This is a genomic window from Jeotgalibaca ciconiae (genome assembly GCF_003955755.1).
Classification (GTDB): Bacteria; Bacillota; Bacilli; order Lactobacillales; family Aerococcaceae; genus Jeotgalibaca; species Jeotgalibaca ciconiae.
This window is the reverse complement of the sequence record NZ_CP034465.1, coordinates 1282922-1306575: the sequence shown is the minus strand read 5'-3', so window position 1 is coordinate 1306575 and position 23654 is coordinate 1282922. Positions and strand designations below refer to the sequence as shown.

The 23654-nt window shown below is 35.7% G+C and carries 22 protein-coding genes; 12 read left to right on the top strand and 10 right to left on the bottom strand.

The annotated features are described in order from the left end of the window. Window positions 1–13 precede the first annotated feature (13 nt). Genes EJN90_RS06140 through EJN90_RS06120 form a run of 5 tightly spaced genes read right to left on the bottom strand, consistent with a single transcriptional unit; the run spans window position 14 to window position 4570 of the window. A complete protein-coding gene (locus tag EJN90_RS06140; RefSeq protein WP_126109485.1) occupies window positions 14–790 on the bottom strand; it encodes a CheR family methyltransferase in 777 nt (258 codons plus the stop codon). Next, the gene (locus EJN90_RS06135) at window positions 787–1803 is read right to left on the bottom strand and encodes a protein-glutamate methylesterase/protein-glutamine glutaminase (protein ID WP_126109483.1); all 1017 of its coding nucleotides are present in this window, start codon (window positions 1801–1803) and stop codon (window positions 787–789) included. The genes EJN90_RS06140 and EJN90_RS06135 overlap by 4 nt, the downstream gene beginning before the upstream one ends. A 19-nt stretch (window positions 1804–1822) precedes the next feature. Further along, on the bottom strand, window positions 1823–2308 hold the full coding sequence (locus EJN90_RS06130; RefSeq protein WP_126109481.1) for a chemotaxis protein CheD: 486 nt from the start codon (window positions 2306–2308) through the stop codon (window positions 1823–1825). A gap of 13 nt (window positions 2309–2321) precedes the next feature. Then, window positions 2322–2765, bottom strand: coding sequence for a chemotaxis protein CheW (locus EJN90_RS06125; RefSeq protein ID WP_164544020.1), 444 nt, complete (start codon window positions 2763–2765; stop codon window positions 2322–2324). A gap of 17 nt (window positions 2766–2782) precedes the next feature. Beyond that, window positions 2783–4570 (bottom strand): methyl-accepting chemotaxis protein, encoded by a 1788-nt coding sequence (locus EJN90_RS06120; RefSeq protein WP_126109477.1) that lies wholly within the window; start codon window positions 4568–4570, stop codon window positions 2783–2785. A gap of 192 nt (window positions 4571–4762) precedes the next feature. Between EJN90_RS06120 and EJN90_RS06115 the strand changes: the two genes are divergently transcribed. After that, complete coding sequence (locus tag EJN90_RS06115; RefSeq protein ID WP_126109475.1) at window positions 4763–5770, top strand: YeiH family protein; 1008 nt, start codon at window positions 4763–4765, stop codon at window positions 5768–5770. A 55-nt stretch (window positions 5771–5825) separates the two neighbouring features. On the opposite strand, the gene aroQ is transcribed toward EJN90_RS06115, so the two are convergent. From aroQ to rpmH, 5 genes are all read right to left on the bottom strand, one after another. Then, a complete protein-coding gene (gene aroQ / locus EJN90_RS06110) occupies window positions 5826–6263 on the bottom strand; it encodes a type II 3-dehydroquinate dehydratase (protein WP_126109473.1) in 438 nt (145 codons plus the stop codon). Window positions 6264–6675: 412 nt separating this feature from the next. After that, entirely contained in the window at window positions 6676–7536 is an 861-nt protein-coding gene (jag, locus tag EJN90_RS06105) for an RNA-binding cell elongation regulator Jag/EloR (protein ID WP_126109471.1), read from the bottom strand. A 30-nt stretch (window positions 7537–7566) separates the two neighbouring features. After that, window positions 7567–8400, bottom strand: a complete 834-nt coding sequence (yidC, locus tag EJN90_RS06100; RefSeq protein WP_126109469.1) for a membrane protein insertase YidC — start codon at window positions 8398–8400, stop codon at window positions 7567–7569. 37 nt (window positions 8401–8437) lie between these two features. Continuing rightward, window positions 8438–8773 (bottom strand): ribonuclease P protein component, encoded by a 336-nt coding sequence (gene rnpA, locus EJN90_RS06095; RefSeq protein ID WP_126109467.1) that lies wholly within the window; start codon window positions 8771–8773, stop codon window positions 8438–8440. A gap of 80 nt (window positions 8774–8853) precedes the next feature. Continuing rightward, the gene (gene rpmH / locus EJN90_RS06090; RefSeq protein ID WP_076767859.1) at window positions 8854–8988 is read right to left on the bottom strand and encodes a 50S ribosomal protein L34; all 135 of its coding nucleotides are present in this window, start codon (window positions 8986–8988) and stop codon (window positions 8854–8856) included. A gap of 591 nt (window positions 8989–9579) precedes the next feature. Here rpmH and dnaA point away from each other — a divergent pair. The 11 genes from dnaA (at window position 9580) to rplI (ending at window position 23538) form a co-directional block, all read left to right on the top strand. Beyond that, window positions 9580–10911: a chromosomal replication initiator protein DnaA gene (gene dnaA, locus EJN90_RS06085; RefSeq protein WP_126109465.1), complete on the top strand. Its 1332-nt coding sequence runs from the start codon at window positions 9580–9582 to the stop codon at window positions 10909–10911. Window positions 10912–11092: 181 nt separating this feature from the next. Continuing rightward, window positions 11093–12244, top strand: coding sequence for a DNA polymerase III subunit beta (gene dnaN / locus EJN90_RS06080; protein WP_126109463.1), 1152 nt, complete (start codon window positions 11093–11095; stop codon window positions 12242–12244). Between the two features lie 262 nt (window positions 12245–12506). Continuing rightward, window positions 12507–12755: a S4 domain-containing protein YaaA gene (yaaA, locus tag EJN90_RS06075; RefSeq protein WP_126109461.1), complete on the top strand. Its 249-nt coding sequence runs from the start codon at window positions 12507–12509 to the stop codon at window positions 12753–12755. Continuing rightward, window positions 12752–13873, top strand: a complete 1122-nt coding sequence (recF, locus tag EJN90_RS06070) for a DNA replication/repair protein RecF (protein ID WP_126109459.1) — start codon at window positions 12752–12754, stop codon at window positions 13871–13873. The genes yaaA and recF overlap by 4 nt, the downstream gene beginning before the upstream one ends. Window positions 13874–13877: 4 nt before the next feature. Next, on the top strand, window positions 13878–15815 hold the full coding sequence (gene gyrB / locus EJN90_RS06065) for a DNA topoisomerase (ATP-hydrolyzing) subunit B (protein ID WP_126109457.1): 1938 nt from the start codon (window positions 13878–13880) through the stop codon (window positions 15813–15815). Between the two features lie 19 nt (window positions 15816–15834). After that, entirely contained in the window at window positions 15835–18414 is a 2580-nt protein-coding gene (gyrA, locus tag EJN90_RS06060; protein WP_126109455.1) for a DNA gyrase subunit A, read from the top strand. A 197-nt stretch (window positions 18415–18611) separates the two neighbouring features. Then, the gene (gene rpsF / locus EJN90_RS06055) at window positions 18612–18902 is read left to right on the top strand and encodes a 30S ribosomal protein S6 (protein WP_126109453.1); all 291 of its coding nucleotides are present in this window, start codon (window positions 18612–18614) and stop codon (window positions 18900–18902) included. Window positions 18903–18941: 39 nt separating this feature from the next. Continuing rightward, window positions 18942–19469, top strand: a complete 528-nt coding sequence (gene ssb / locus EJN90_RS06050; RefSeq protein WP_126109451.1) for a single-stranded DNA-binding protein — start codon at window positions 18942–18944, stop codon at window positions 19467–19469. Between the two features lie 40 nt (window positions 19470–19509). Continuing rightward, entirely contained in the window at window positions 19510–19755 is a 246-nt protein-coding gene (gene rpsR / locus EJN90_RS06045; RefSeq protein WP_126109449.1) for a 30S ribosomal protein S18, read from the top strand. A 1312-nt stretch (window positions 19756–21067) separates the two neighbouring features. Continuing rightward, entirely contained in the window at window positions 21068–23089 is a 2022-nt protein-coding gene (locus tag EJN90_RS06040) for a DHH family phosphoesterase (protein ID WP_126109448.1), read from the top strand. After that, on the top strand, window positions 23086–23538 hold the full coding sequence (gene rplI / locus EJN90_RS06035; protein WP_126109446.1) for a 50S ribosomal protein L9: 453 nt from the start codon (window positions 23086–23088) through the stop codon (window positions 23536–23538). The genes EJN90_RS06040 and rplI overlap by 4 nt, the downstream gene beginning before the upstream one ends. Window positions 23539–23654 lie beyond the last annotated feature (116 nt).

Here is a 23654-nt window from a genome sequence, read left to right as displayed (position 1 = left end):
CTCCTTTGTTCCTTTATTCAATCTTTTGATACAGAAAGGAACCGACTTTTCTTAATCCATACTTTGCAGGATTATAAATGGTTTCTGTCGCTCCAATAAAGAAAATCCCTCCTGGAACAAGTGCGTCGCTCATCTTTCGATATAAATTGTCTTTAATCTCATCATTAAAATAAATAGTAACGTTTCGACAAATAATAACCTGAAAATCGTTCTCGTATTTCCCCAAAATTAAGTCATGTTGCTTAAAGTTCACTAATTCTTTAATGTCTTTGTTTAAATGATAAAATGGTTCTTCCGCTTTAAAAAATCGCTGTAGATCAGTTTGATCGACATTCTTAATATCCGCGTCACGATAAATTCCTTCGCGTGCTTTTTGCAAAATTGTCAGATCGATATCTGTACCAATAATCTTACTTTTTTTCTCTAAATTTTTCTTTTTTAATGCAATTGCGACAGAGTAGGCTTCCGCCCCTGTTGAACACGCCGCACTCCATATTTTTAAATTCGGAAATTTTTGCGGTAATTCCTGCGTAAGAATGTGTTCAAACTCTGTGAAAATGTCCTTATTACGGAAAAACTCTGTCACGTTAATAGTAATATAATCCAAGAAATCATTTTTCACCTGTGCATCCGCCATTATTTTTTCAGCGTAGCTTGCTAAATCATTTGCGCCGCTTTTTTTCATGATGGTTGTAATTCGACGCTGCAGCTGCTTTTGTTTATACCCATCTAATTGAAGATTTAATTCTGATTTTGTCCAATCATAAAATTCCTCGAATCGCAATGTCATTTCCTTACCCTCGCAATTTTATTTATCATGTCAGAAATCCCTGTTAAATCCGTACATACATCTACAACGCCTGCATTAATAGCACTTCCTGGCATTCCAAATACAACACAAGATTCTCTATCTTGTGCTATTGAGAAGCCACCCATTTTTTTGATTGCTTTCATTCCATTTGTTCCGTCTTTTCCCATTCCTGTTAAGATAATTGATAACAGATTATTTTTGTATAGAAGCGCCGCTGATTCAAATAGATGATCAACAGCTGGACGGACACCGTTTCTTTTTTCTGTCTGCGTCAACATAATTTCGTCTCCATGTATCTGCATATGATAATTACCGGGGGCAATATAAACTGTTCCTGCTTTTATTTTTTCACGGTGTCTGGCCTCTAATACCGGTACTTTTGCGCTATCGTTTAATCTTTTGGCAAAGGACGCTGTAAATCCTTCCGGCATATGTTGAACAATAAAGACAGGAATCGCCAGTGATTGTGGTAACTTTTGAATCAGCTGCATCAATGCTCTCGGTCCGCCTGTTGATGCTCCAATGACAATCGCTTCCATGTCTTGATTGAGCATATCTTCTACCTCTCGTGGTTCACTATCCTTTAATTGAGTTACTTCATCATCGTTTTGAACCACTGATTTTAGATGATAGGCTAACTCTCTTTGGAAATCTGCCGCATTTTGCAGAAGGTTGCGTGGCTTTTCAATAAAATCAGTCGCTCCTGATTCTAAAGCAGCAATCGTTATCTCTTTTCCTTGAAGGGAACTCAACATAAAAACAGGTAAATCGCTTTTTTCTCTAATTTTTTTTATGGTTTGTAAGCCGTCCATTCCCGGCATTTCAACGTCTAATGTCATAATATCTGGTCGAAGAAGTTCCATTTTTCTTAACGCATCTTCACCGCTTCGAGCAGTTCCAATTACTTCAAAACCTTCAACAGCAGAAATTTGTTCCGTCAATATTTTCCGCATGAATGCAGAATCATCTACAACTAAAACACGTGTAGTCACCCTTTTCATCCTTCCTCATCTATAAATTGAGATATTGACGTTGAGCTGTTCGGATTCTAACTGTTAAGTCCTCTAAATCCAGCCACATCGTTCTACCATAATCTTCTCCAGTATGTTCACCGACAATCGGAATCTGCATTTCAGCAAGTACTTTCTTCACTGCAGCAATATTTCGTTGTCCGATTTGTTCTTTCGCGATGGTATTTTTCAACTTAAACATACTTGCGCCACCCGCAATTTTTGCTTCTAATTTAGAAGATGCGCCAATTTTTAACAGCTCTTCTACTAAAGAAGGTATGGCTAAATCAGCAAACTTCTCTACTTTTTTCTCTCCTCGAAAAGCAGTACTGTCCGGAAGCATAATGTGGCTAAGTCCTCCAACTTTTGAAACGGGATCATAAAGTGCAATCCCAACGCATGAACCTAATGCGACGGTAATTAATGAATGGGGAGAATTAGCTACTTTATAATCACCGATTCCCACTTTAATTGCTTCCTCTTGCATGGCTCTCTCCCCTTCATTTTTCTAGAACGGTAATAATCTCTCTAGAAGCTTCTTCTGAAAATAGGTTTTCAACATCCAGGTGAAGAACAATCTCTTCTTGTAATTGAAATGTCTCTACTATATATTTTGTTTTATTATCATCCATCTGCTTTTTATCTTGGCCCGATTCAAATTTTTGAACGGTCGTTACTTGATCTACTGCCAATCCTATTTTTTTGTCTTTCCAATCTACAACAATAATTTTACTGTCTTCAGTAGCTTCTATTGTTTTATTAAAAAGGCGGCTATTCATATCAATTAAGACAATATTTTCTTCATTGTAGCGATGTAAACCCATTAAATAATCAGAAGTATCCGGCATTGCGATTCCTTTATCGAATTCAATGATTCGTTCAACCACATGAATGGGCAAAGCAATTTTTTGATTATTAGACATAAAAAGAATAAACTGTTCCATCATAATCCTCCTTCTCGCTATGGGAATAATTGAAATTTTTGAACAATTTGGTTCATTTCTTCAGCTAATTTTGCAATTTGCCCTGCATTTACAGAGACTTCTTCCATTGTGCTATTAATTTGTTGAGAAGCTGCAGAGGTTTCTTCTACTCCAGCCGCAGACTCTTCTGATACAGACGCAATTTCAGAAATAGAATGATTCATTTCTTGTCCTGTTTCTGTTAATCCTTGTAGATTATTGCGAATATCGTTGATGTTTACAACAACATTTTGAAGCGAGTCAGTAATTTCATCGAACGTATCACTTGTTGCCTTGATTCCAATCAATCCTTCTTCAGCTTCTTTATAACCTTCTTGGAGTGAGTCGCTGACATCATTTGCTTCGCGATTAATATTTTCAACAAATAAAGTAATTTCTTTTACTGAATCAGCTACTTGTTCTGACAATTTACGAACTTCCTCAGCAACGACCGCAAACCCTCGACCATGTTCTCCTGCTCTAGCTGCTTCAATAGCGGCATTCAAAGCCAGTAAATTGGTTTGTTTTGACACACTTTGGATAATATCAACCAACTTGCTGATTTCTTTTGTCCCTTTGTCTAATTCACTCATTTTTAAAGTAGCATCTTGAACAATTTCATTGATTTTTTCCATTTGTTGACTGGAAGAATTCATCAATTCTTTCCCTTTTCCAGAAAGATTCAATACATCTTCAGAATACTCTGTTACCTTACCGCTGTTTTCATATACATCTGTAAATTTCTCATTATATGATTCCATATTAGCGGCTAGAGTACTTGCAGAATGAGCTTGATTTTCTGTACCGATTGACAATTCTTGCATGGTAATAGCAACTTGCTCTGAACCTGACTTTACTTCATTAGAGGATTGAGATAGTTCTTCACTTTGTTGTGCGAGATCCTCCGCTCCCAAGCTGACAATTGTCATAATTTCATATAAACTTTCTTGTAGTGCATTTGCCGAGTGTCCTAATTCGGCAAGTTCCCCTGCACCTTCCACCTCAAGTAATTCTTGATTTAGCAAACCGTCTTGGAGAGATTTCAAACGGATAACTACGCTGCTGATTGCTTTTGAAAAATAATTAGCAAAGAAAATAGCCACTGCTATGGACAAAAGAATAATTACGATTACAGCAATAATCATTGTATTTATGGAGCGATCTATCGTTTTCATAAGAGCATTGATTTCTAACCTTATTTCAGCCGATTTAGTGGTTGCTCTTCCTGCAATATCACTAATAATTTGTTCTGCCTTAGGATTCACATTTCCATTCATGTTTAACATTGCTTCCGCACGATTTCCATCCGCTACTAAATCAAATACATTCTCCTGAACGGTTTCATTCCAAGTATTCATTGTTGCAAATAAATTTTGGTTAGAAATTGAATTATCTAATTTGCTGATAAGTTCTTCATTTTCTTTGCTCCACTGCTTATAATTATTGAATTCTACAATATAGCTTTCTCTTCCAGTCAATAAATATCCTCTAACTGCCGAAATTCGCTGAGCCATGTAATAGGAAATTTTGTCATAGTTTTGCTGCAAAACAAAATCTTCTTCAACAATTTCTCCTATACTCTCATTTACACGATTAAAAGTAATATAATTTCCAATTCCCAATGCAATCATGAATACAATGACTAAGGAAAAACTAAAAAGCAATCTTACTCGAATCGTTTGGTACTTTAATCCAAACCTTCTCCATTCTAATTGTTTGAACTTATCTTTTATCTGACCCCAATCAATTTTTTTCTTTTCTTTTTTGATTTTTTCTGTTGTATCCAACCCTTACACTCCTTTATTGACTGCACTATATCAATAGTACAATGTTTTTCTACTAGCTTCTATATCGGTTCATTATTGAAAATATTTAGTTTTTATTCGCAAATAGTTTTAGATAATGAAATTTTTTTGACGAATGATCAGAAATAAAATATAGTTAGACTCATATTGAATAATGAAAGGCGGCTTCAAAACATGCTTGTTGTACTTTTACCGGGATTGCTGGTCAGTATCCTTATTTCGATCATCAGTCAATTCCTTGCAATTTATATACCAAATTTAGGGGCTGCTTTAATTGCGATTCTACTTGGAATGATTGTGGGTAATACAATATTGACTCATCCAAGATTAAATCCAGGTACACAATTTTCAGAAAAACGCTTATTGGAATTTGCGATTGTTTTAAATGGTCTTACCTTGGATTTTCAAATGATGAAAGGGATTGGCTTTATGGGTCTTTTATTTGTTTTTCTTCAAATGACGTTCACCATTATCGTTGCAATCCTGCTTGGCAAGTTATTTAAGTTCACCAAAGTTTTTTCTTTATTAATGGCTGCTGGGAATGCGGTCTGCGGAACAGCTGCAATCGGAACCGTTTCACCCGTTTTGGATGCAAACAGTAAAGAAAAAGGGATGGCAATCACAACTGTCAATGTAGTTGGTACTGTACTAATGATGATTCTTCCAGTCATCAGTTTACTTCTATATAATAACGAGACCATTGCAAGCTCCGCTTTAATTGGCGGTGTAGTTCAATCGGTTGGTCAAGTGGTTGCCTCTGCAAAACTAATTAATGATGATGTAGTGAACCTTGCGACAGTCTTTAAATTGATTCGCGTGCTAATGATTGCAGTAGTGGCTATTGTTTTTGGAAGATTAAACTTGGAAGAAGGCAAGGGACTTTTTAGTGAAACGAAACAAAAAGATAACTCTCAATCTGCTGTCAAAATAAAAATCCCGTGGTTTATTATTGGATTTCTTCTGTTATTTATTATTAGAAGTTTAAATATTTTACCAGCTGATGCTATTGTGACTACGAAAAGCATCAGCACACAATTTGAGGTCACAGCTTTAGCTGCGATTGGCATGCGTGTAAATTTTAAAGATATTGTCAAAGAAGGACCGAAAGTCATGCTATATGGGTCATTTATTGGCGTGCTTCAAGTAGTAATGGCTATTTCTTTAATTGCTTTTCTATTTTAATTTTTATCATATAAAAAACGTCCTCTTTGGAGGACGTTTTTGTATTTAATACTTATTACTTGCTAGCAGCAACTGCAGCACGAACCCCTAATAAATAACTTTCTTCTCCAAAACCAGAAATCTGTCCAGTTATAATCTCTGCAAAAACAGATTCATGACGGAATGCTTCTCGCGCGTGAATATTAGACATATGAATTTCAACAACGGGTACCGTTAAAATAGCTAAAGCATCCCGAATGGCATAGCTGTAATGGGTCCACGCGCCTGCATTGATAATGACACCATCCAATTTATTCAAGAAAGCCTCGTGAATTTTTTCAACCATCTCACCTTCATGATTCGTTTGAAAAGTTTCCACTTCTACATTTAATTCTTGCGCTAATTTTTGGATGCTTTCGTCAATCTCATCTAGCGTAATCGTCCCATATTGCTTTGGATCACGTTTTCCGAACATATTATGGTTCACACCATGCAACATAATGAATTTTTTCATAGGCTATTCTCCTTCAGATAGTATCGTATTCATTTCACTATTCGATTTCTTAAAGTATAACCTAAATAATTGATTCATAACGAGCGATTTTGATAGATTTGGAGAGTTCATTAGAATGTGTAAGCTTCAGATATATTTTACCCTTTGAAGCTTGCACTTTTTTAAAAAGAGACACCTTCACAATGTTTTTTAAGCTTGAAGCTTGCACTTAGGACGAAAGTGCCAGCTTCAGCAGCTTATATAGAATCGAAGCTTGCACTTTGTGTAAAAAGCGAGCTTACTGCGCAATCGGCGATTTACCTACTTTCCGAGAGGCAGACGTGGAAAGCTAGATATCGAGGGCAGAAAAAATTATATTACTCTCTCCATAAGAAAAGACCGAAATCAAAAGATTTCGGTCTTTTCTAACTTACTATTCTGCTATTTCAACTACTAAGTAACGATGTGGTTCTTTTCCTTCTGAGTGAGTCGATAGTCGATCATTTTTACTGATGCGAGCGTGGATTTGTTTTCTTTCAAAAGCAGGCAGCGGCTCTAAAAATACCGGCTGTTTCGTACGGAATACTCTTTCAGCCGTCCGATCTGCAATATTTTCTAGAATTTTTGCTCGACGCTCACGATAATCCCCAACATTTACTACAATAGAAACGCGTTTGCGTTCGTTTTGCTGGTAAACAGTTTGTGCCAATGTTTGTAAAGCATTGATAATTTTCCCATGCTTTCCAATAATGAGTCCTGGCTTATCGCTCTCAATATTAAACGTAATGATATTTTGTGTTTCTTCTACCGATACAGTTGCAGCGGCACCATATACCTCTACAGTTGTTGTTAAATAATCTATTACTTTGCTAATTGCTTCTTCTCGAGAAGATTCTGAATTCGAATCCTCTTCCTCAGAAAAATCTTCTTCAAAGTCTTCGTCGTCATCATTCTCAATCTCGTCTTCATCTACTGTTTCAAATTCAATCGAGTCTGAGTAGCCGTATCCTTCTTCTTCCGCATCCAGGTTCTCTTCCTCGATGTTTTCTGAAATGTAATCTGCACGTTCTTCATTCTCAAAAACAGAAATATTTCCTGGTTCTTTCATTTCGGGAAGATGTTTGGGTGTCAATTCAACTTCTGCATCTTTTTGACCAAAACCAAACAGACCTTTTTTTCCTTCAGAAATGATTTTGATGTCAACATCATGGGTTCCTAAATTAAGTTGAGCTAACCCTTTGCTGATTGCCTTATCAACCGTTGTATCTCTTACTACAATTTTTTCATTTTCCATTGTTGTTCCATCCTTCCATTTCAAAAAAGTTTATTTTCTTCTTTTCTTTTTCGGATTTTTTGCTTTTTCTAGCGCTTTTTGCAATTCTCGTTTTTTACGCTCTTCTTCCTGGCGCTCCTTAATAACTTTGTAAGGATTGTTCATCATTAATGTTTGACCAACTGAGAAAGCGTTACTTACTGTCCAGTAAAGAGAAAGGGCACTTGGTAAACTACTCCCCATAAATAAAATCATCGCGGGCATTGTATACATCATTGCTTTTCCTTGACCGCCGCCATCAGGCTGGGTCATCATCGTTAGCTTAGAAGTATAGAACGTTAGAATCGCCGCTAGAATTGGAAAAATAAAGTATGGATCTCGTTCCCCTAAGTTCACCCACAAAAATGTTCCCGAGCTTAAAACTTCTGTACGGCTGATCGATTGATACAATGCAATCATTACCGGCATCTGAACAATTGCAGGGAGACAACCCATATATGGGTTGACATCATTTTCGGCATATACTTTCGAAATTTCTGCTTGTAACAATTCTTTTGTTTGAGTATCTTTCGATGCATACTTTTCTTGCAGCTCTTTTATTTGCGGTTGTACAGTTTGCATTTTGCGGGTACTTTTTGTTTGAAAATAATTCAATGGAATTAAAATAACTCTTATAATGAGCGTAAAAACAATAATCCCCATTCCGTAACTTCCGAAGAAAATATCAGAAAGCCAGATAATCATTCGGGAAAAATTATAAATAATGATTCCATCCCAAAATCCAGTACTTTCAGAAGTAATTGGTTCAGTACTTCCACATGCTGACAATACCATTACAACAGCAACTAATCCGAGTGTTAAAAGTAATCGTTTTCGCTTTGACAACGATAGTTCCTCCTTAAAACTATTTAATAATAGTTACCTATATTACATGAGTTAATTTTAACACATGTATGAGACTTTTTTTAATCTCTTCTGTAGACATTTTTGAAGTGGGCGGGCGAGCAATTACAATAAAATCAATCTCTGCTTTAATATCTGGTTTTATTTCTAGTAAAGCCTGTCGAATTTTTCGTTTAATTGCATTACGCATAACAGCATTTCCCATTTTTTTCCCTACAGACAAACCGACACGAAAATGTGGTTGTCCTTCTTTTGGCAGAACATATACCACAAACTGCCGATTTGCTTTTGAAGAGCCATGATGGAATACACGCTGGAACTCTTTTTCTTTTTTTACTCGAAAAGATTTTCGCATCCTGTACCCCCACTTTCTTTGCATTTCTTTCTTTTTATCCAACATTTTGTAAAAAAAAAGACCACTGACGGTCAGTGATCTTATGCAGACAATACTTTTCTTCCTTTGCGGCGTCTACTTGCTAATACATTGCGGCCGTTTTTTGTACTCATACGTTTACGGAATCCGTGAACAGTTTGACGTTTACGTTTTTTTGGTTGGAATGTTCTTTTCATTACTCGTACACCTCCTGGCATTTCTTTTCTTCTATTATGGCAAATTAATATCCTATAGACAGTCTCCGATATTATAAAGAAACAAAGACATCTCTGTCAAGTAAAAAGTAATTTTTAAACTCACTTGAATATAATAGCATATTTATCCTCTAAGAGAAAGAATTTTCTACATTTATTTGTAATTTATTATCCACAGGCTTTTTATTTCTTTACACAAGCATTTGTATAACAAAAAAAGTGAAAACACTAATCCTCAAGTAATCCAGAAGTTTTCCACAAAGGAACATGATGTGTATTCCTATCTTTGGATAAACTGTTCAAGTTGTGCATAAGTATGCAAAGCCCTTTTAACACAATCTTTCCCTTACCTAACTTATCCACATTTTAATTTTAAATTATACTGTATTACTTTTTTGTCCACATCTGTTTTTCATCCTGTGGAAAACTTTTTACCCACCCTTTTATATGTTTATGCACAACAAAAACTCTTGTGGAAAACTTTTCTTTATAATGCTAAAATAATAAGGACCTGGTATTTTAAGTAAAAATTGTACCTTGATTAAAAAAAATTAGAAAAGGAGGAAGCTCCTATTGGAAGACATATATTCACTATGGCAATACCTGCAAGAAAAATTCAGAGAAACTCTCTCCAAAGTTAGCTATGATACATGGATCGATAGTGCTGCGCCTATTCGATTAACCGAAACGAATATCATTATTGAAGTGCCATCTTCTCTTCATAAAGACTATTGGCAAAATAATTTGGCTACGCGAGTAGTAGAAGGAATTTATGAATTTAGCGGCAGAGAAATTTCACCTATTTTTATGATTAAGAACGAAGAGATGCCTGCTCTATCTCAAGATTCACCCAAAAAAGATGGCAAAATTCCCTTTAAACAAGCACAGTTGAATACAAAATATACCTTTGATACGTTTGTTATTGGAAAAGGAAATCAGATGGCCCATGCTGCTGCGTTGGTTGTGGCCGAAGAACCTGGAACGATTTATAATCCGTTATTCTTTTATGGAGGTGTTGGGCTGGGTAAGACCCATTTGATGCACGCAATCGGCCATCAAATGCTTCAATTACGTCCCAATGCAAAAGTAAAGTACGTCAGTAGCGAAACTTTTGCCAATGATTTTATCAATTCCATCCAAAATCGTACGCAAGAACAATTTCGTAACGAATATCGAAGCGTGGACTTACTGTTAGTAGATGATATCCAATTTTTTGCAGATAAAGAAGGAACGCAAGAAGAATTTTTCCATACATTTAATGCTTTATATGATGAAAGAAAGCAAATTGTTCTAACAAGTGACCGTTTGCCAAATGAAATTCCAAAACTACAAGAACGATTAGTATCTCGCTTTGCGTGGGGTCTTTCAGTAGACATTACGCCCCCAGATTTAGAAACAAGAATCGCTATTTTAAGAAACAAAGCAAATAGCGAACGATTAGAAATTCCAGATGATACACTCAGTTATATTGCTGGTCAAATCGATTCCAACATTCGCGAGCTCGAAGGTGCTTTGGTTCGAGTCCAAGCTTTTTCAGCAATTCAAGGAAAAGATATTACTACCAGCCTAGCAGCAGATGCCTTAAAAAGTATTCTGCCTACCGATAAACCAAAAGCATTATCGATTTATACCATTCAGCAGACTGTTGCAAAATTTTATCATTTAACAATAGAAGAATTAAAAGGGAAAAAACGTACAAAAGGGATTGTTGTCCCGCGGCAGATTGCTATGTTCCTGTCACGAGAACTAACAGACAGCTCTTTACCAAAAATTGGTACTGAATTCGGCGGCAAAGATCATACGACTGTTCTTCATGCTTATGACAAAATTTCGAAAACCATAGGAAAAGACGTTACTCTCAAACAAGAAATTGATACAATAAAAGAAACACTGAAGAATATGTAGCAAGTTTCATAGTTGTGCCCATGTGGATATCTATGGCTAAACCCATAAAGTTACACACACCTTATCCACAAGTGGAAAACTTTATATTTCCAAGCGTTTTATTTGTTTTCCACAATATCAACATGCCCTACTACTACTACTAATCTTTATTAATATAATTTAAACGGAGGGAAGCAAAAAAATGAAGTTTACTATTAATCGTCCAGCTTTCATAAAATACCTATCAGATGTTCAAAGAGCTATTTCTTCAAGAACGACCATTCCAGTATTAACAGGAATAAAAATGGTTGCCGATAAAACTGGTTTAATGTTAAGCGGTAGTGACTCAGATATTTCAATAGAAATTTTTATACCGGCAAATGATGATATAAATGATTTGGAAATTTTAGAAGAAGGTGGAATCGTTCTTCCTGCTCGAATCTTCAATGATATCGTTCGTAAAATGTCAGATGAAAAAATAACCATTGATGTTGGAGAAAATTTTCAAACAAACATTACATCTGCAAATGCTTCATTTAAGATTAACAGTATCAATGTAGATAATTATCCAAATTTCCCAATGATTGATTCGAATGAGGTAATTACACTTCCAACAAACTTATTTAAACAAGTAATCCAACATACTGTTATTGCAACATCAACACAAGAAAGTCGTCCAATTCTTACAGGGGTAAATATAACCATTGAAAATAATACGTTAAAAGCTGTTGCAACAGACAGTCATCGTTTAAGTCAACGAATTATTCCGATTACAACACCTGATAATTTGAGAGAAAATAGTTATAAAGTTATTATTCCAGGAAAAAGTTTAGTGGAATTATCTCGTATTGTAGAGGACCAAGATACGATTGATATGATGGTCACTGAAAACCAAGTTCTTTTTAAAGCAGAGAATTTATATTTCTATTCGCGTTTGTTAGAAGGATACTATCCCGATACTAATCGTCTGATACCTACTAGTTCTTCGACAACGCTCGTTATGAATGCTGCTGATTTATTACAAGCAACTGATCGTGCTTCATTACTGTCACACGAAGGAAAAAATAATGTAGTAAAACTTTCAATCTCTGCGGATAAAGTGGAGTTGTCAGGAAATTCTCCAGAAATTGGAACAGTAGAAGAAGAACTGCAATATCAGGAAGCCACTGGAGATCCATTAGTTATTTCCTTTAACCCGGATTATTTGAAAGATGCATTACGTACTTTCGGACACCAAGATGTTTCTGTTAGCTTTACAGCACCTATTCGTCCCTTTACAGTAGTGCCTCTAGATGATAATACTGAAATCGAACAAGCGTTCATTCAATTAATCACACCTGTTCGTACTTATTAGACAGACAAATCTAAAAGGAAGTTGCACATTTTTTTGCAACTTCCTTTTTTTACTTCTCTTCAAATATCCCTAATTTTACACCTATATACTGTTTTTGAACTATTTAAAGGTATTTGTCGTTTATATATAAAAAACGTAGGAATGGCGTTTTTTTAGCATTTAGTTGAATTATTACTAAAAAAATAGTATAATATATAAGGAAAGTATACTTGCGTGGATTTTATTTATTCCACGCTTATTTTAATGGAAATGGGTGAAATCCTTGAAAAATATTGTTTATATTGATGATGATTTCATTACGCTCGGACAATTACTCAAGCACGTAAATGTTATTTCAAGCGGCGGAATGGCAAAATGGTATCTATCGGAGTATGCCGTATTGATTGATAATGAAAAAGAAAATCGCCGGGGGAAAAAAATATATCCAGGTTCTATGGTGGAAATTCCAGATGAAGGAACTTTTTTTGTCCAGAAAAACGAAGAAAAAGCGGATAATGGACCGATATCATGATTCTAAAAGAGATTACATTACGTAATTTCCGAAACTACTCTGATTTAGCTCTTTCTTTTTCGAATGGAATCAATGTTTTTTTAGGTGAGAATGCACAAGGGAAAACAAATTTAATGGAAGCAATTTACGCTCTTTCGATGGCGAGAAGTCCTCGTACATCGAATGAAAAAGAAATGATTCAATGGCAAAATGAAGGCGCTCGGATTTCAGGACAAATAGAAAGACGAAATGCTGATTACCCATTGGAACTTTTTTTTTCAAAAAAAGGAAAAATTGCTAAAATTAACCATATTGAACAAAAACGGCTAAGTGATTATGTAGGGACATTAAATGTTGTATTGTTTGCTCCTGAAGATTTAGAACTAGTAAAAGGTTCACCAAATAGACGTCGAAAATTCCTTGATATGGAACTCGGTCAAATGAGCCAGATTTATCTCCATAATTTGGTTGAATACCAGCGTTTGTTGAAGCAGCGTAATCTATATTTAAAACAATTGCTCATGAGAAAAGCGAACGATCTTGTTTATTTGGACGTTTTAACGGAACAAGTAGCCACTTTAGGTGCAACAATTATTGAAGCACGATTGCATTTTATCCAACAATTGGAAAAATGGGCGGATCCGCTTCATTATCAAATTTCAGATAATAAAGAACATTTACATATTCGCTATAAATCTCCTGTTCCCTTCGAAGAAATAATGAGTAAAGAGGAAATATACTTATTGTTGATGGAAGAACAGGAAAGAGTAAAACAAAGAGAACGTGAACAAGGCACAACTTTATTTGGTCCCCATAGAGATGATTTAGTTTTTTATGTAAACGACAAAAATATCCATCAATTTGGCTCTCAAGGACAGCAGCGTACGACTGTCTTGAGTTTGAAATTAGCAGAAATAGAATGTATGAAAGAGGTTTTGGGCGAGTATCCAATTCTTTTATTAGATGATGTTTTATCCGAACTAGATGATAATCGACAAACACATCTTTTAAAAACAATTGAGAAGAAAGTGCAAACCTTTTTAACGACAACAAGCTTAGATGGAGTGAAGCGAAATAAAATTGAAGAACCGACAGTTTTTCATATAGAAGCAGGTACGGTAGAAAAGGAAGGTGCGTAAAAGCATGGCAGATTATGAAAAAAATAAAGCAGAATTGGCTCAAGAATACGATGCAAGTCAGATTCAGGTTTTAGAAGGACTAGAGGCAGTTCGCAAACGTCCTGGTATGTATATTGGTGCAACGAGCGCTGCAGGACTTCATCACTTAGTATGGGAAATCGTTGATAACTCAATCGACGAGGCATTGGCTGGATTTGCTTCTACGATAAAAATATTCATTGAAAAAGATAACAGTATCAAAGTTTCAGATGACGGACGCGGAATTCCTGTAGATATACAAGCAAACACTGGACGCCCTGCTGTTGAAACCGTATATACGGTTCTTCATGCAGGTGGTAAATTCGGCGGGGGCGGCTACAAAGTTTCTGGAGGACTTCACGGTGTAGGTGCCTCGGTTGTAAATGCGCTTTCTAAAAAATTAGTGGTGCAAGTCTACAAAAATGGAAACATTTACGAGCAACATTACGAACGTGGAGCAATTATGACGGATCTTACTGTGGTTGGAGAGACTGAGGAACATGGCACAGTCGTTCAATTTTGGCCAGATCATGAGATTTTTACTGAAACAACGGAATTTGATTTTGAAAAATTATCCGTACGTGTTCGTGAATTAGCTTTCTTGAATAAAGGATTAAATATTTCAATAACAGACAAGAGACCGGAAGAAGAAGTGGTGAATAACTATCACTATGAAGGTGGTATTAAAAGTTATGTAGAGTATTTAAACCAAAATAAAAAACCGCTCTTTGATGAGATTATTTACGTAGAAGATATTCAAGATGATATTCAAGTAGAAGTTGCTCTGCAATATACTGATGGTTACCATACTAGTTTATTTAGTTTTGCAAACAATATTCATACCTATGAAGGTGGTACGCATGAATCCGGAGCAAAAACTGCCCTGACACGTGTAATCAATGATTATGCAAAAAAATCAAAAATTTTGAAAGAAAACGAAGAGAATTTAACCGGTGAAGATGTCAGAGAAGGATTGACGATGGTTCTTTCTATCAAACATCCGGATCCTCAATTTGAAGGGCAAACAAAAACGAAGCTGGGGAATTCAGAAGCTCGTACAATTACGGATCGGCTCTTCTCAAGCACGCTAGATAAGTTCTTAATGGAAAATCCCCAAGTCGGCCGTCAAATCGTCGAGAAGGGAATTTTAGCAGCGAAGGCGCGTCTTGCGGCTAAGCGTGCACGTGAAGTAACTCGTAAGAAGAGTGGATTAGAAATAAGTAACTTGCCTGGAAAATTAGCAGACTGTTCCAGCAAAGATCCATCGGTATCTGAATTGTTTATTGTTGAGGGAGACTCTGCGGGAGGATCTGCCAAACAAGGTCGTTCTCGTATTTTTCAAGCAATTCTACCCATTCGAGGTAAAATCTTGAACGTTGAAAAAGCATCGTTAGATCGTATCCTTGCAAATGAAGAAATTCGTTCTTTATTTACAGCTATGGGAACAGGATTTGGCGCTGAGTTCGATGTAAGCAAGGCACGTTATCACAAGCTGGTTATTATGACTGATGCTGATGTTGACGGCGCTCATATCCGTACATTGTTGCTTACTCTGTTTTATCGTTATATGCGTCCTTTAGTTGAAGCCGGCTATGTTTATATTGCGCAGCCACCTTTGTTCCAAATAAAACAAGGTAAAAAAGAAACGTATCTGCAAACACAAGAAGAACTGGATGAATTTTTAGCTACTATCCCTTCTAGTCCTAAGCCCTCTCTTCAACGGTATAAAGGTTTGGGAGAAATGGATGCAGAACAATTATGGGAAACTACAATGAATCCCGAAAATCGCCGTTTTGCTCAAGTAAGTGTAGAGGATGCAATTGAGGCAGATTCTGTATTAAGCATGTTAATGGGTGAAAAAGTAGAACCACGTCGTAATTTTATTCAAGATAACGCGGAATATGTAGAAAATCTCGATGTATAGGAAGGAGTACGAAGAATAAATGAGTGAAGATAATACAAATAAATTAGATTCTGGAATGGAAGTTCGTGAATTAAGTAAGGAAATGCGAACTTCATTCTTGGAATATGCCATGAGCGTTATTGTTTCTCGTGCCCTTCCAGATGTGCGTGATGGACTAAAACCTGTTCATCGTCGTATCTTATATGGAATGAACGAATTAGGAATTACCCCAGATAAATCGCATAAGAAATCAGCACGTATTGTTGGGGATGTTATGGGTAAATACCATCCCCACGGTGACAGTGCCATCTATGAATCAATGGTTCGAATGGCGCAAGATTTCAGCTATCGCTATCCTCTTATCGACGGGCATGGAAACTTTGGATCAGTTGATGGAGACGGTGCTGCGGCAATGCGTTATACCGAAGCGAGGATGTCTAAATTAGCATTAGAAATGCTGCGGGATATCAATAAAGATACAATTGATTACCATAATAACTACGATGGAAGTGAAAGAGAGCCGGATGTATTACCCGCTCGCTTCCCTAACCTCTTAGTAAATGGTGCTTCTGGTATTGCTGTTGGGATGGCTACCAATATTCCTCCCCATAACTTAACCGAAGTAATCTCTGCTTTACATATTTTGATGAAAGACCCCGATGCAACCACTGCTGATCTGATGGAAGCCCTGCCCGGCCCAGATTTCCCTACTGGCGGAATCGTTATGGGTAAATCCGGTATTCGTAAAGCTTATGAAACTGGTAGAGGTTCTATTATTGTTCGCGGACGCGTTGAAATTGAAACACTAAAAAATGGAAAAGAACGAATAATCGTTACAGAATTGCCTTATGTTGTCAACAAAGCAAAATTAGTAGAGCGTATTGCTGAACTCGCTCGAGATAAAAGAATTGAAGGAATTACCGATTTAGCAGATGAATCAGATCGAGAAGGTATGCGAATTGTAATTGATATACGAAGAGACGTAAGTGCCTCTGTTGTATTGAATAATCTGTACAAATTGACCCCTCTTCAATCTTCATTTGGCTTTAATATGCTTGCAATTGTTAATGGCGTTCCGGAAACATTAAGTTTGAAGAGTATTCTTCTTCACTATTTGGACCATCAAAAAGTAGTTATCCGCCGTAGAACTGAATACGATAAGAAAAAAGCGGAAGCACGTGCTCACATATTAGCTGGATTGAAGATTGCTTTAGATCACATTGATGAAATTGTAAATATCTTACGCAGTTCTCCAAGTGGAGATGTAGCGAAACAAAAATTCATAGATGATTATGGCCTTTCTGACCGACAAGCTCAAGCAATTCTTGATATGCGGATGGTTCGTCTTACTGGTTTAGAACGTGAAAAAATTGATGGAGAATACGATGGATTAATGGCTTTAATTAGCGATTTAACTGACATTCTTGCAAGTGAACAACGAATTTTCGAAATTATTGAAGAAGAATTGTTAGAAATTCAGACGCGTTTTGGAGATGAAAGACGTACAGAATTATTAATCGGAGAAGTACTTTCACTAGAAGACGAAGATTTAATCGAAGAAGAAGAAATTGTTATTACCTTGACCCATAATGGCTATATTAAACGTTTGCCTAGCAGTGAATTCCGTGCTCAACGTCGCGGCGGTCGCGGTATTCAGGGAATGGGTATACATGATGATGATTTTATTGAAACATTAATTACTGCATCAACTCATGACAACCTGCTTTATTTCTCTAATCAAGGGAAAGTTTATCGCAATAAAGGATATGAAATACCTGAGTACAGTCGACAAGCAAAAGGGTTACCAATTATTAACCTTCTGAACTTAGATGCAAATGAAAAAATTCAAACGATTATTAATTTACAGGGAAGCGTTCCGCAAGATGGAGAAAATCTCTTCTTCGCTACTCGACTCGGCGTTGTAAAACGTACAGAGACAACTGAATTCCGTAATATTCGTCAAAATGGTTTACGTGCGATTAATCTAAACGAAGGTGATGAGTTAATCAAGGTTGCTCTCACAGATGGAACGAAAAATATTATCATTGGAACGCATTTTGGTTATTCTGTCAGCTTCAACGAAAATGATGTCCGCGCAATGGGAAGAACAGCAACTGGCGTACGTGGAGCTAAACTACGTGATGGAGACTATGTGGTTGGCATGGATCTTCTTGAAGAAGGAACGAAAGTTCTTGCTATTACGGAAAATGGTTATGGAAAACGCACTTCCATCGATGAATATGCTATCAAAGGCAGAGGCGGAAAAGGAATTAAAACCGTGAACGTCACTGAGAAAAATGGTAACTTGGTTGGCCTTGCAACTGTTCGGGAAGATGAAGATATCATGATTATAACCGACTCTGGGGTCATGATTCGATTCCATGCTAAAGATGTATCGCAAATCGGAAGAGCTACCTTAGGAGTCCGTTTAATGCGTCTAGATGACGGTTCAACTGTTTCAACGATGGCAATTGTCGAACCAGAAGAAGAAAATGGAGAAAACAACGATGCAAAAGTTATTACAACGGAAACGGTTCAAAAAGATTCCGAACAAATAAATGCCGACATGAAAAATTTTGCAAATGAATTGTTTGAAGAAACAGAAGATAGTGAAGAATAAAATAACGTTCAAAAAAAGCTGGTTACGACCAGCTTTTTTTGATGATTTCATTTATTACGCCCTCTTTTAGTTTTTTTGAAAAATGTTTGCATTGTGCTAAAAAAGGTGCTATAATTTTAAGACGTGAGTATTTTAGAAATACTCTCCTTGCTCTTACAAGAGTAAGAGCCAAAGTCCATAAGGAGGTGACAGTCATAATGACTCAATACGAAATTAACTACATTATCCGTCCTAATATCGATGAAGCAGCTAAAGCAGAATTGGTTCAACGTTTTGACGCTATTTTAACTGATAATGGTGCAGAAATTATTGAATCAAAAGACTGGTCAAAACGACGTTTAGCATATGAGATTAACGATTTCCGCGAAGGTATTTACCATATCGTGAAAATCCAATCTGAAACTGCTGAATCGATTCAAGAGTTTGACCGTTTAGCGAAAATCAATAATGATATTCTTCGTCATATTATCGTTAAAGAAGAAGCATAAAATGTTCCACGTGAAACATTTTAAGGGGGTAAGCATTTAATGATTAATAATGTTGTACTAACAGGAAGATTGACTCGAGATGTAGATTTGCGCTATACGTCAAGTGGCACAGCAGTAGGTTCATTTTCTATGGCCGTTGATCGTCAATTTAAAAATCAACAAGGCGAAAAAGAAACTGATTTTATAAACTGTGTGATTTGGAGAAAAGCTGCGGAAAACTTTGCGAATTTCACTAGAAAAGGTTCTTTAGTTGGAATTCAAGGTAGAATTCAAACAAGAAACTATGAAAACCAACAAGGTCAACGTGTATATGTTACTGAAGTGGTGGTAGAGAACTTTACTCTGCTTGAATCAAGAAGTGTTACAGAACAAAGACCTAGAGGAGAATCTTCGGATAATTCTTATGGAAATAATTCTTTCCAATCTAACCAAAGTAACAACCAATCTAATAATCAATCTTACTCTAACCAATCTCAAAATAACTTTAGTGACTATAATTCGAATGAAGATCCATTCTTATCAAGCGGGCAATCCATTGACATTTCAGATGATGACTTGCCATTCTAATAAAACTTGAAAAAGATGGATAAAAAAGGAGGAAAACAACATGGCTCAACAACGTGGTGGCCGTCGCGGAGGACGTAGACGTAAAAAAGTATGTCATTTCTGCGCAAATCACATTGATCATGTAGATTACAAAGACATTGATCTATTAAAACGATATGTATCTGAAAAAGGTAAAATCTTACCTCGTCGTGTAACAGGTACATGTGCAAAACATCAAAGAACTTTAACAGTTGCAGTAAAACGTGCTCGTATTATTGCATTGATGCCTTTCACAATTGCAGAATAATTAAATTTAAAACTTTTCAAGAAGCTGAGATATCCTGTCTCAGCTTCTTTTAGTTTTAATATAAAAGATTTATAAGCTATTTTCTCTTGATTATATTGGTTCCATCGATTTTAGTGTTGGTACAATTCTAACATCACTAAAAAATAGAGAGGCAATATATTTTAATCACCTACCCTACTCTAATACATCTTATAGTTCTTTATGGTGTCAGTAGCTCAAAGAGAGAGTACACGCTGATACGCCTAATCTACCGATTGTAATGGTTGTGGTTGTTTTAGCAACTTACAAACATGAAACTCTTGGAATCCTGCCACTGTGTTTCTTTCGAACAACTCTTCCTGTGGCTACAAGCTATTCCTATTCAGTCAGAAATTTCAAAATGGTATTTGCACGATTCTACCTACACTAAAAATAGATACTGTGACGAATCGTAATCTCGTTTTTAACAGGAATCATAATAGTAGGATGTTTTTTTCTCTTAAAATTGAAATATTTCTGTAAAAGACATTAGTTTATAGGAGTTTATATTGTCAAAATGTAAATCCTGCAACTTCTGATATAAAAATCTCAATTCACGATTATAAACATAATTGGTTTCTCCAAATGAACTGTTAATAATATAGAGTTGACCAAGATATCCACATGTTAATAAAGTAAAGGAGTATGATTAGGACAAAGGCTGACATATGTTTTAAAAAGTTATGCACAGGATTATTTTATTGTTGGGGATAACTTTAAATATCAGCTAAACGACTTGTGATGTTTACTACAAAGTGAGAATTCTAATTTACTATAATTGAATTAGAAATACACTTGTTCTAACATAAAGTATAGGAAGATATAAATTACGCAGCTAAACATTTGATTGAGAGATACAAGAGTTGAGTTATTAGTTTTGTCGGTTCTGGCTCTTATTGCTAATATAACCTGAGTAGCTATATCAATGTATTATTAGTGGCAATTTGAAAGTACACTCACTCCTTATTTTGTTACTATTTAACAATGCTTATTTCATCTGAAAAAATCTTAGGCAGTGTTAAGTTGATTCATTACTAGAAGGAAGATATGTACATGTATATATCTTCAAAAAGAAAAATGAGCAAAACCAACTACATCCATTATATGAGGAGCAGGATGAGATTTAAAGACTCCCCGTAACAACAAAATGTTTCACGTGGAACATTTTGGAAGAAAGGAAGGAAAGGAATGTTCCACGTGAAACATTATTGTAACAGGAAGTGATGTGGCTATTAAAACAGCGATATGGTAAAATATAAAGACAAATCCAATAAAATTAAGAAAAGGAGCAACAATGAAAATAAAGGAAAAAGTGTCAAATCTTCCTCCATTCATACGTGCAAACCAAATAAAAATTCCAACATATATTTTATTAGTTTCATTGGTTCTGTTTATCGTTCTGACTTTCATTGCAAGTTGGAAAATTGGTGTAGTTTTACTATTAATAATTATGTTAGTTATATGGCTGTTTTATTATTCTATTGATTACTTAATAGATGAAACAAATAAATATGTTTCAGATTTATCTTACAGGATAAAAAAAGGTGAACAAGAAGCTCTTATCCAAATGCCGATAGGTATCCTGCTATATAATGAAGAACAAAAAATCCAGTGGACGAATCCTTATCTATTAAAGTATTTTAAAAACAAAGATTTACTTGGACGAAGGATTGAAGACGTTGATGCTGAGTTACACGGATGGATAGAGAAATATAAGAGTAATGAAATGACAAAAGTTAAATGGGGAGATCGATATTTTGAAATGGTTATTCAAGAAAATATAGGTGTTCTCTATTTGATGGATATAACTGATTATGCAAAGATTGAAGCAAAATACCAGGAAGAAAGAATTGTGTTTGGGAATATCATTATTGATAATTATGATGAAGCTGTTCAATCTATGAATGACCGTAAAAAATCAAATGTAAACAACTATATTACCAATCAATTAACGAACTGGGCAAATATTAATAACGTTTATTTAAAAAGAGTTGATGATGATCGCTTTATAAGTTTGATGAATAAGAAAGCTCTTGAAAGACTTGAAAGCAATAAATTCGAAATTGTAGATCAAATAAGAGAACGAACTTATAAACAAAATTTCCCACTGACATTGAGTATGGGGTTTTCATATGGAACTGGTACAGTCCAGATGAAATGGAGAGACGTCGCTCAGCTGGCTCAGGCAAATGTAGATTTAGCTTTGGCAAGAGGTGGAGACCAAGTAGTTGTTCGAGCTGAAAATGAAGAAGCCCGTTTTCATGGTGGGAAAACGAATCCCATGGAAAAACGAACCCGTATTCGTGCAAGGATGATTAGTCACGCATTAGAAGAGTTAATTGTTAATTCCGATAATGTATTTGTTATGGGACACAATTACCCAGATATGGACGTAATTGGTTCTTGTTTAGGAATACGAAGAATTGTCCAAATGAATAATAAAGAAGCATGGATTATTTTGAAATCTGATCAATTGTCGAAAGATGTTAAACGCATGATGGAAGTGATTGATAAAGATTCTAATATTTCAAAATACATTATTGGCCCTGAAAAGGCAGAAGAAATGATAACAGAGAATTCTTTGATCGTGATGGTGGACGTTCATAAACCATCCATGATACCTGCACCCGAACTGATGGAAGTTTCTAATAATGTTGTTATTATCGACCACCATCGTAGAGGTCAAGAATTCCCAGAAAATCCTGTACTCGTTTATATTGAACCATATGCATCTTCTGCATCAGAATTGATTACCGAACTATTTGAATATCAATCGAATGATATCGATACCATTAATAAAATTGAAGCAACTGCGATGTTGGCTGGTATTATAGTAGATACACGTAATTTTAGTTTACGGACAGGTTCTCGAACTTTTGATGCAGCAAGTTATCTCCAGTCGAATGGTGCCAATACATTGTTGATACAAGAAGCTTTGAAAGAAGACTTAGAGACTTATCTATTAAGAAGTCATTTGTTAGAAACAATGGATTTTGTGGAGCCAGGGATGGCAGTTGTTAATGGGGAAGAAGGAAAGATATACGATACGGTTCTCGCTGCACAGACTGCAGATACCATGCTTTCAATGGAGGGTGTAGAGGCTTCGTTTGTTATCACAAAGCGTTCTGATGGAAGAGTCGGTATTAGTGCTCGTAGCTTAAGTAAAATTAATGTACAACGAATTATGGAGAAACTTGGCGGCGGAGGTCATCTATCAAATGCTGCTACACAGATAGAAGATATTACTGTGACTGAAGCAAAAGAAAAACTAGTGAAAGTCTTGAAAAATGAAGATGAGGAAGGAGAAATAAAATGAAAGTAATTTTTCTTGAAGATGTAAAAGGTAAAGGTAAAAAAGGTGAAATTAAAAATGTAGCGGATGGTTATGCAAATAACTATCTGATAAAAAATGGACTTGCAGAAGAAGCAACTAGTTCAAGTGTTTCAGCTTTAAAAGGACAAAAGAAAGCTGAGGAGAAAAAAGCTGCAGAAGAACTAAAAGAGGCAAGTGATTTGAAATCATTTTTAGAAAAAGAAGATACAGTTATTACTATACCGGCTAAATCCGGAGAAGACGGACGATTGTTTGGTTCTATTACGAGCAAGCAAGTTGCAGATCAATTAAAAAAACAATTTAAAGTGAAACTAGATAAGCGTAAGATCAACTTGCCAAATCCAATTCGTTCTCTAGGATTTACCAAAATGGACGTACGTCTTCACTCAGACGTGACAGCTGCTTTAACGGTTCATGTTGTAGAAGAATAATGATAAAATCAAGATACAACCGATTGCCTCATTGAGGTAGTTGGTTGTATTATTTTTTACTTCGAAAAGGGAACAAGCGTTCCAGAAAAGAAATTGTTTTAGCTGTTTTTTTAGAG

Coding starts and splice junctions, on each gene's coding strand:
- EJN90_RS06140 (WP_126109485.1), bottom strand. CDS start 790: ATGACATTGCGATTCGAGGAATTTTATGATTGGACAAAATCAGAATTA.
- EJN90_RS06130 (WP_126109481.1), bottom strand. CDS start 2,308: ATGCAAGAGGAAGCAATTAAAGTGGGAATCGGTGATTATAAAGTAGCT.
- EJN90_RS06125 (WP_164544020.1), bottom strand. CDS start 2,765: ATGGAACAGTTTATTCTTTTTATGTCTAATAATCAAAAAATTGCTTTG.
- EJN90_RS06115 (WP_126109475.1), top strand. CDS start 4,763: ATGCTTGTTGTACTTTTACCGGGATTGCTGGTCAGTATCCTTATTTCG.
- aroQ (WP_126109473.1), bottom strand. CDS start 6,263: ATGAAAAAATTCATTATGTTGCATGGTGTGAACCATAATATGTTCGGA.
- jag (WP_126109471.1), bottom strand. CDS start 7,536: ATGGAAAATGAAAAAATTGTAGTAAGAGATACAACGGTTGATAAGGCA.
- rnpA (WP_126109467.1), bottom strand. CDS start 8,773: ATGCGAAAATCTTTTCGAGTAAAAAAAGAAAAAGAGTTCCAGCGTGTA.
- rpmH (WP_076767859.1), bottom strand. CDS start 8,988: ATGAAAAGAACATTCCAACCAAAAAAACGTAAACGTCAAACTGTTCAC.
- dnaN (WP_126109463.1), top strand. CDS start 11,093: ATGAAGTTTACTATTAATCGTCCAGCTTTCATAAAATACCTATCAGAT.
- recF (WP_126109459.1), top strand. CDS start 12,752: ATGATTCTAAAAGAGATTACATTACGTAATTTCCGAAACTACTCTGAT.
- gyrB (WP_126109457.1), top strand. CDS start 13,878: ATGGCAGATTATGAAAAAAATAAAGCAGAATTGGCTCAAGAATACGAT.
- gyrA (WP_126109455.1), top strand. CDS start 15,835: ATGAGTGAAGATAATACAAATAAATTAGATTCTGGAATGGAAGTTCGT.
- rpsF (WP_126109453.1), top strand. CDS start 18,612: ATGACTCAATACGAAATTAACTACATTATCCGTCCTAATATCGATGAA.
- ssb (WP_126109451.1), top strand. CDS start 18,942: ATGATTAATAATGTTGTACTAACAGGAAGATTGACTCGAGATGTAGAT.
- rpsR (WP_126109449.1), top strand. CDS start 19,510: ATGGCTCAACAACGTGGTGGCCGTCGCGGAGGACGTAGACGTAAAAAA.
- EJN90_RS06040 (WP_126109448.1), top strand. CDS start 21,068: ATGAAAATAAAGGAAAAAGTGTCAAATCTTCCTCCATTCATACGTGCA.
- rplI (WP_126109446.1), top strand. CDS start 23,086: ATGAAAGTAATTTTTCTTGAAGATGTAAAAGGTAAAGGTAAAAAAGGT.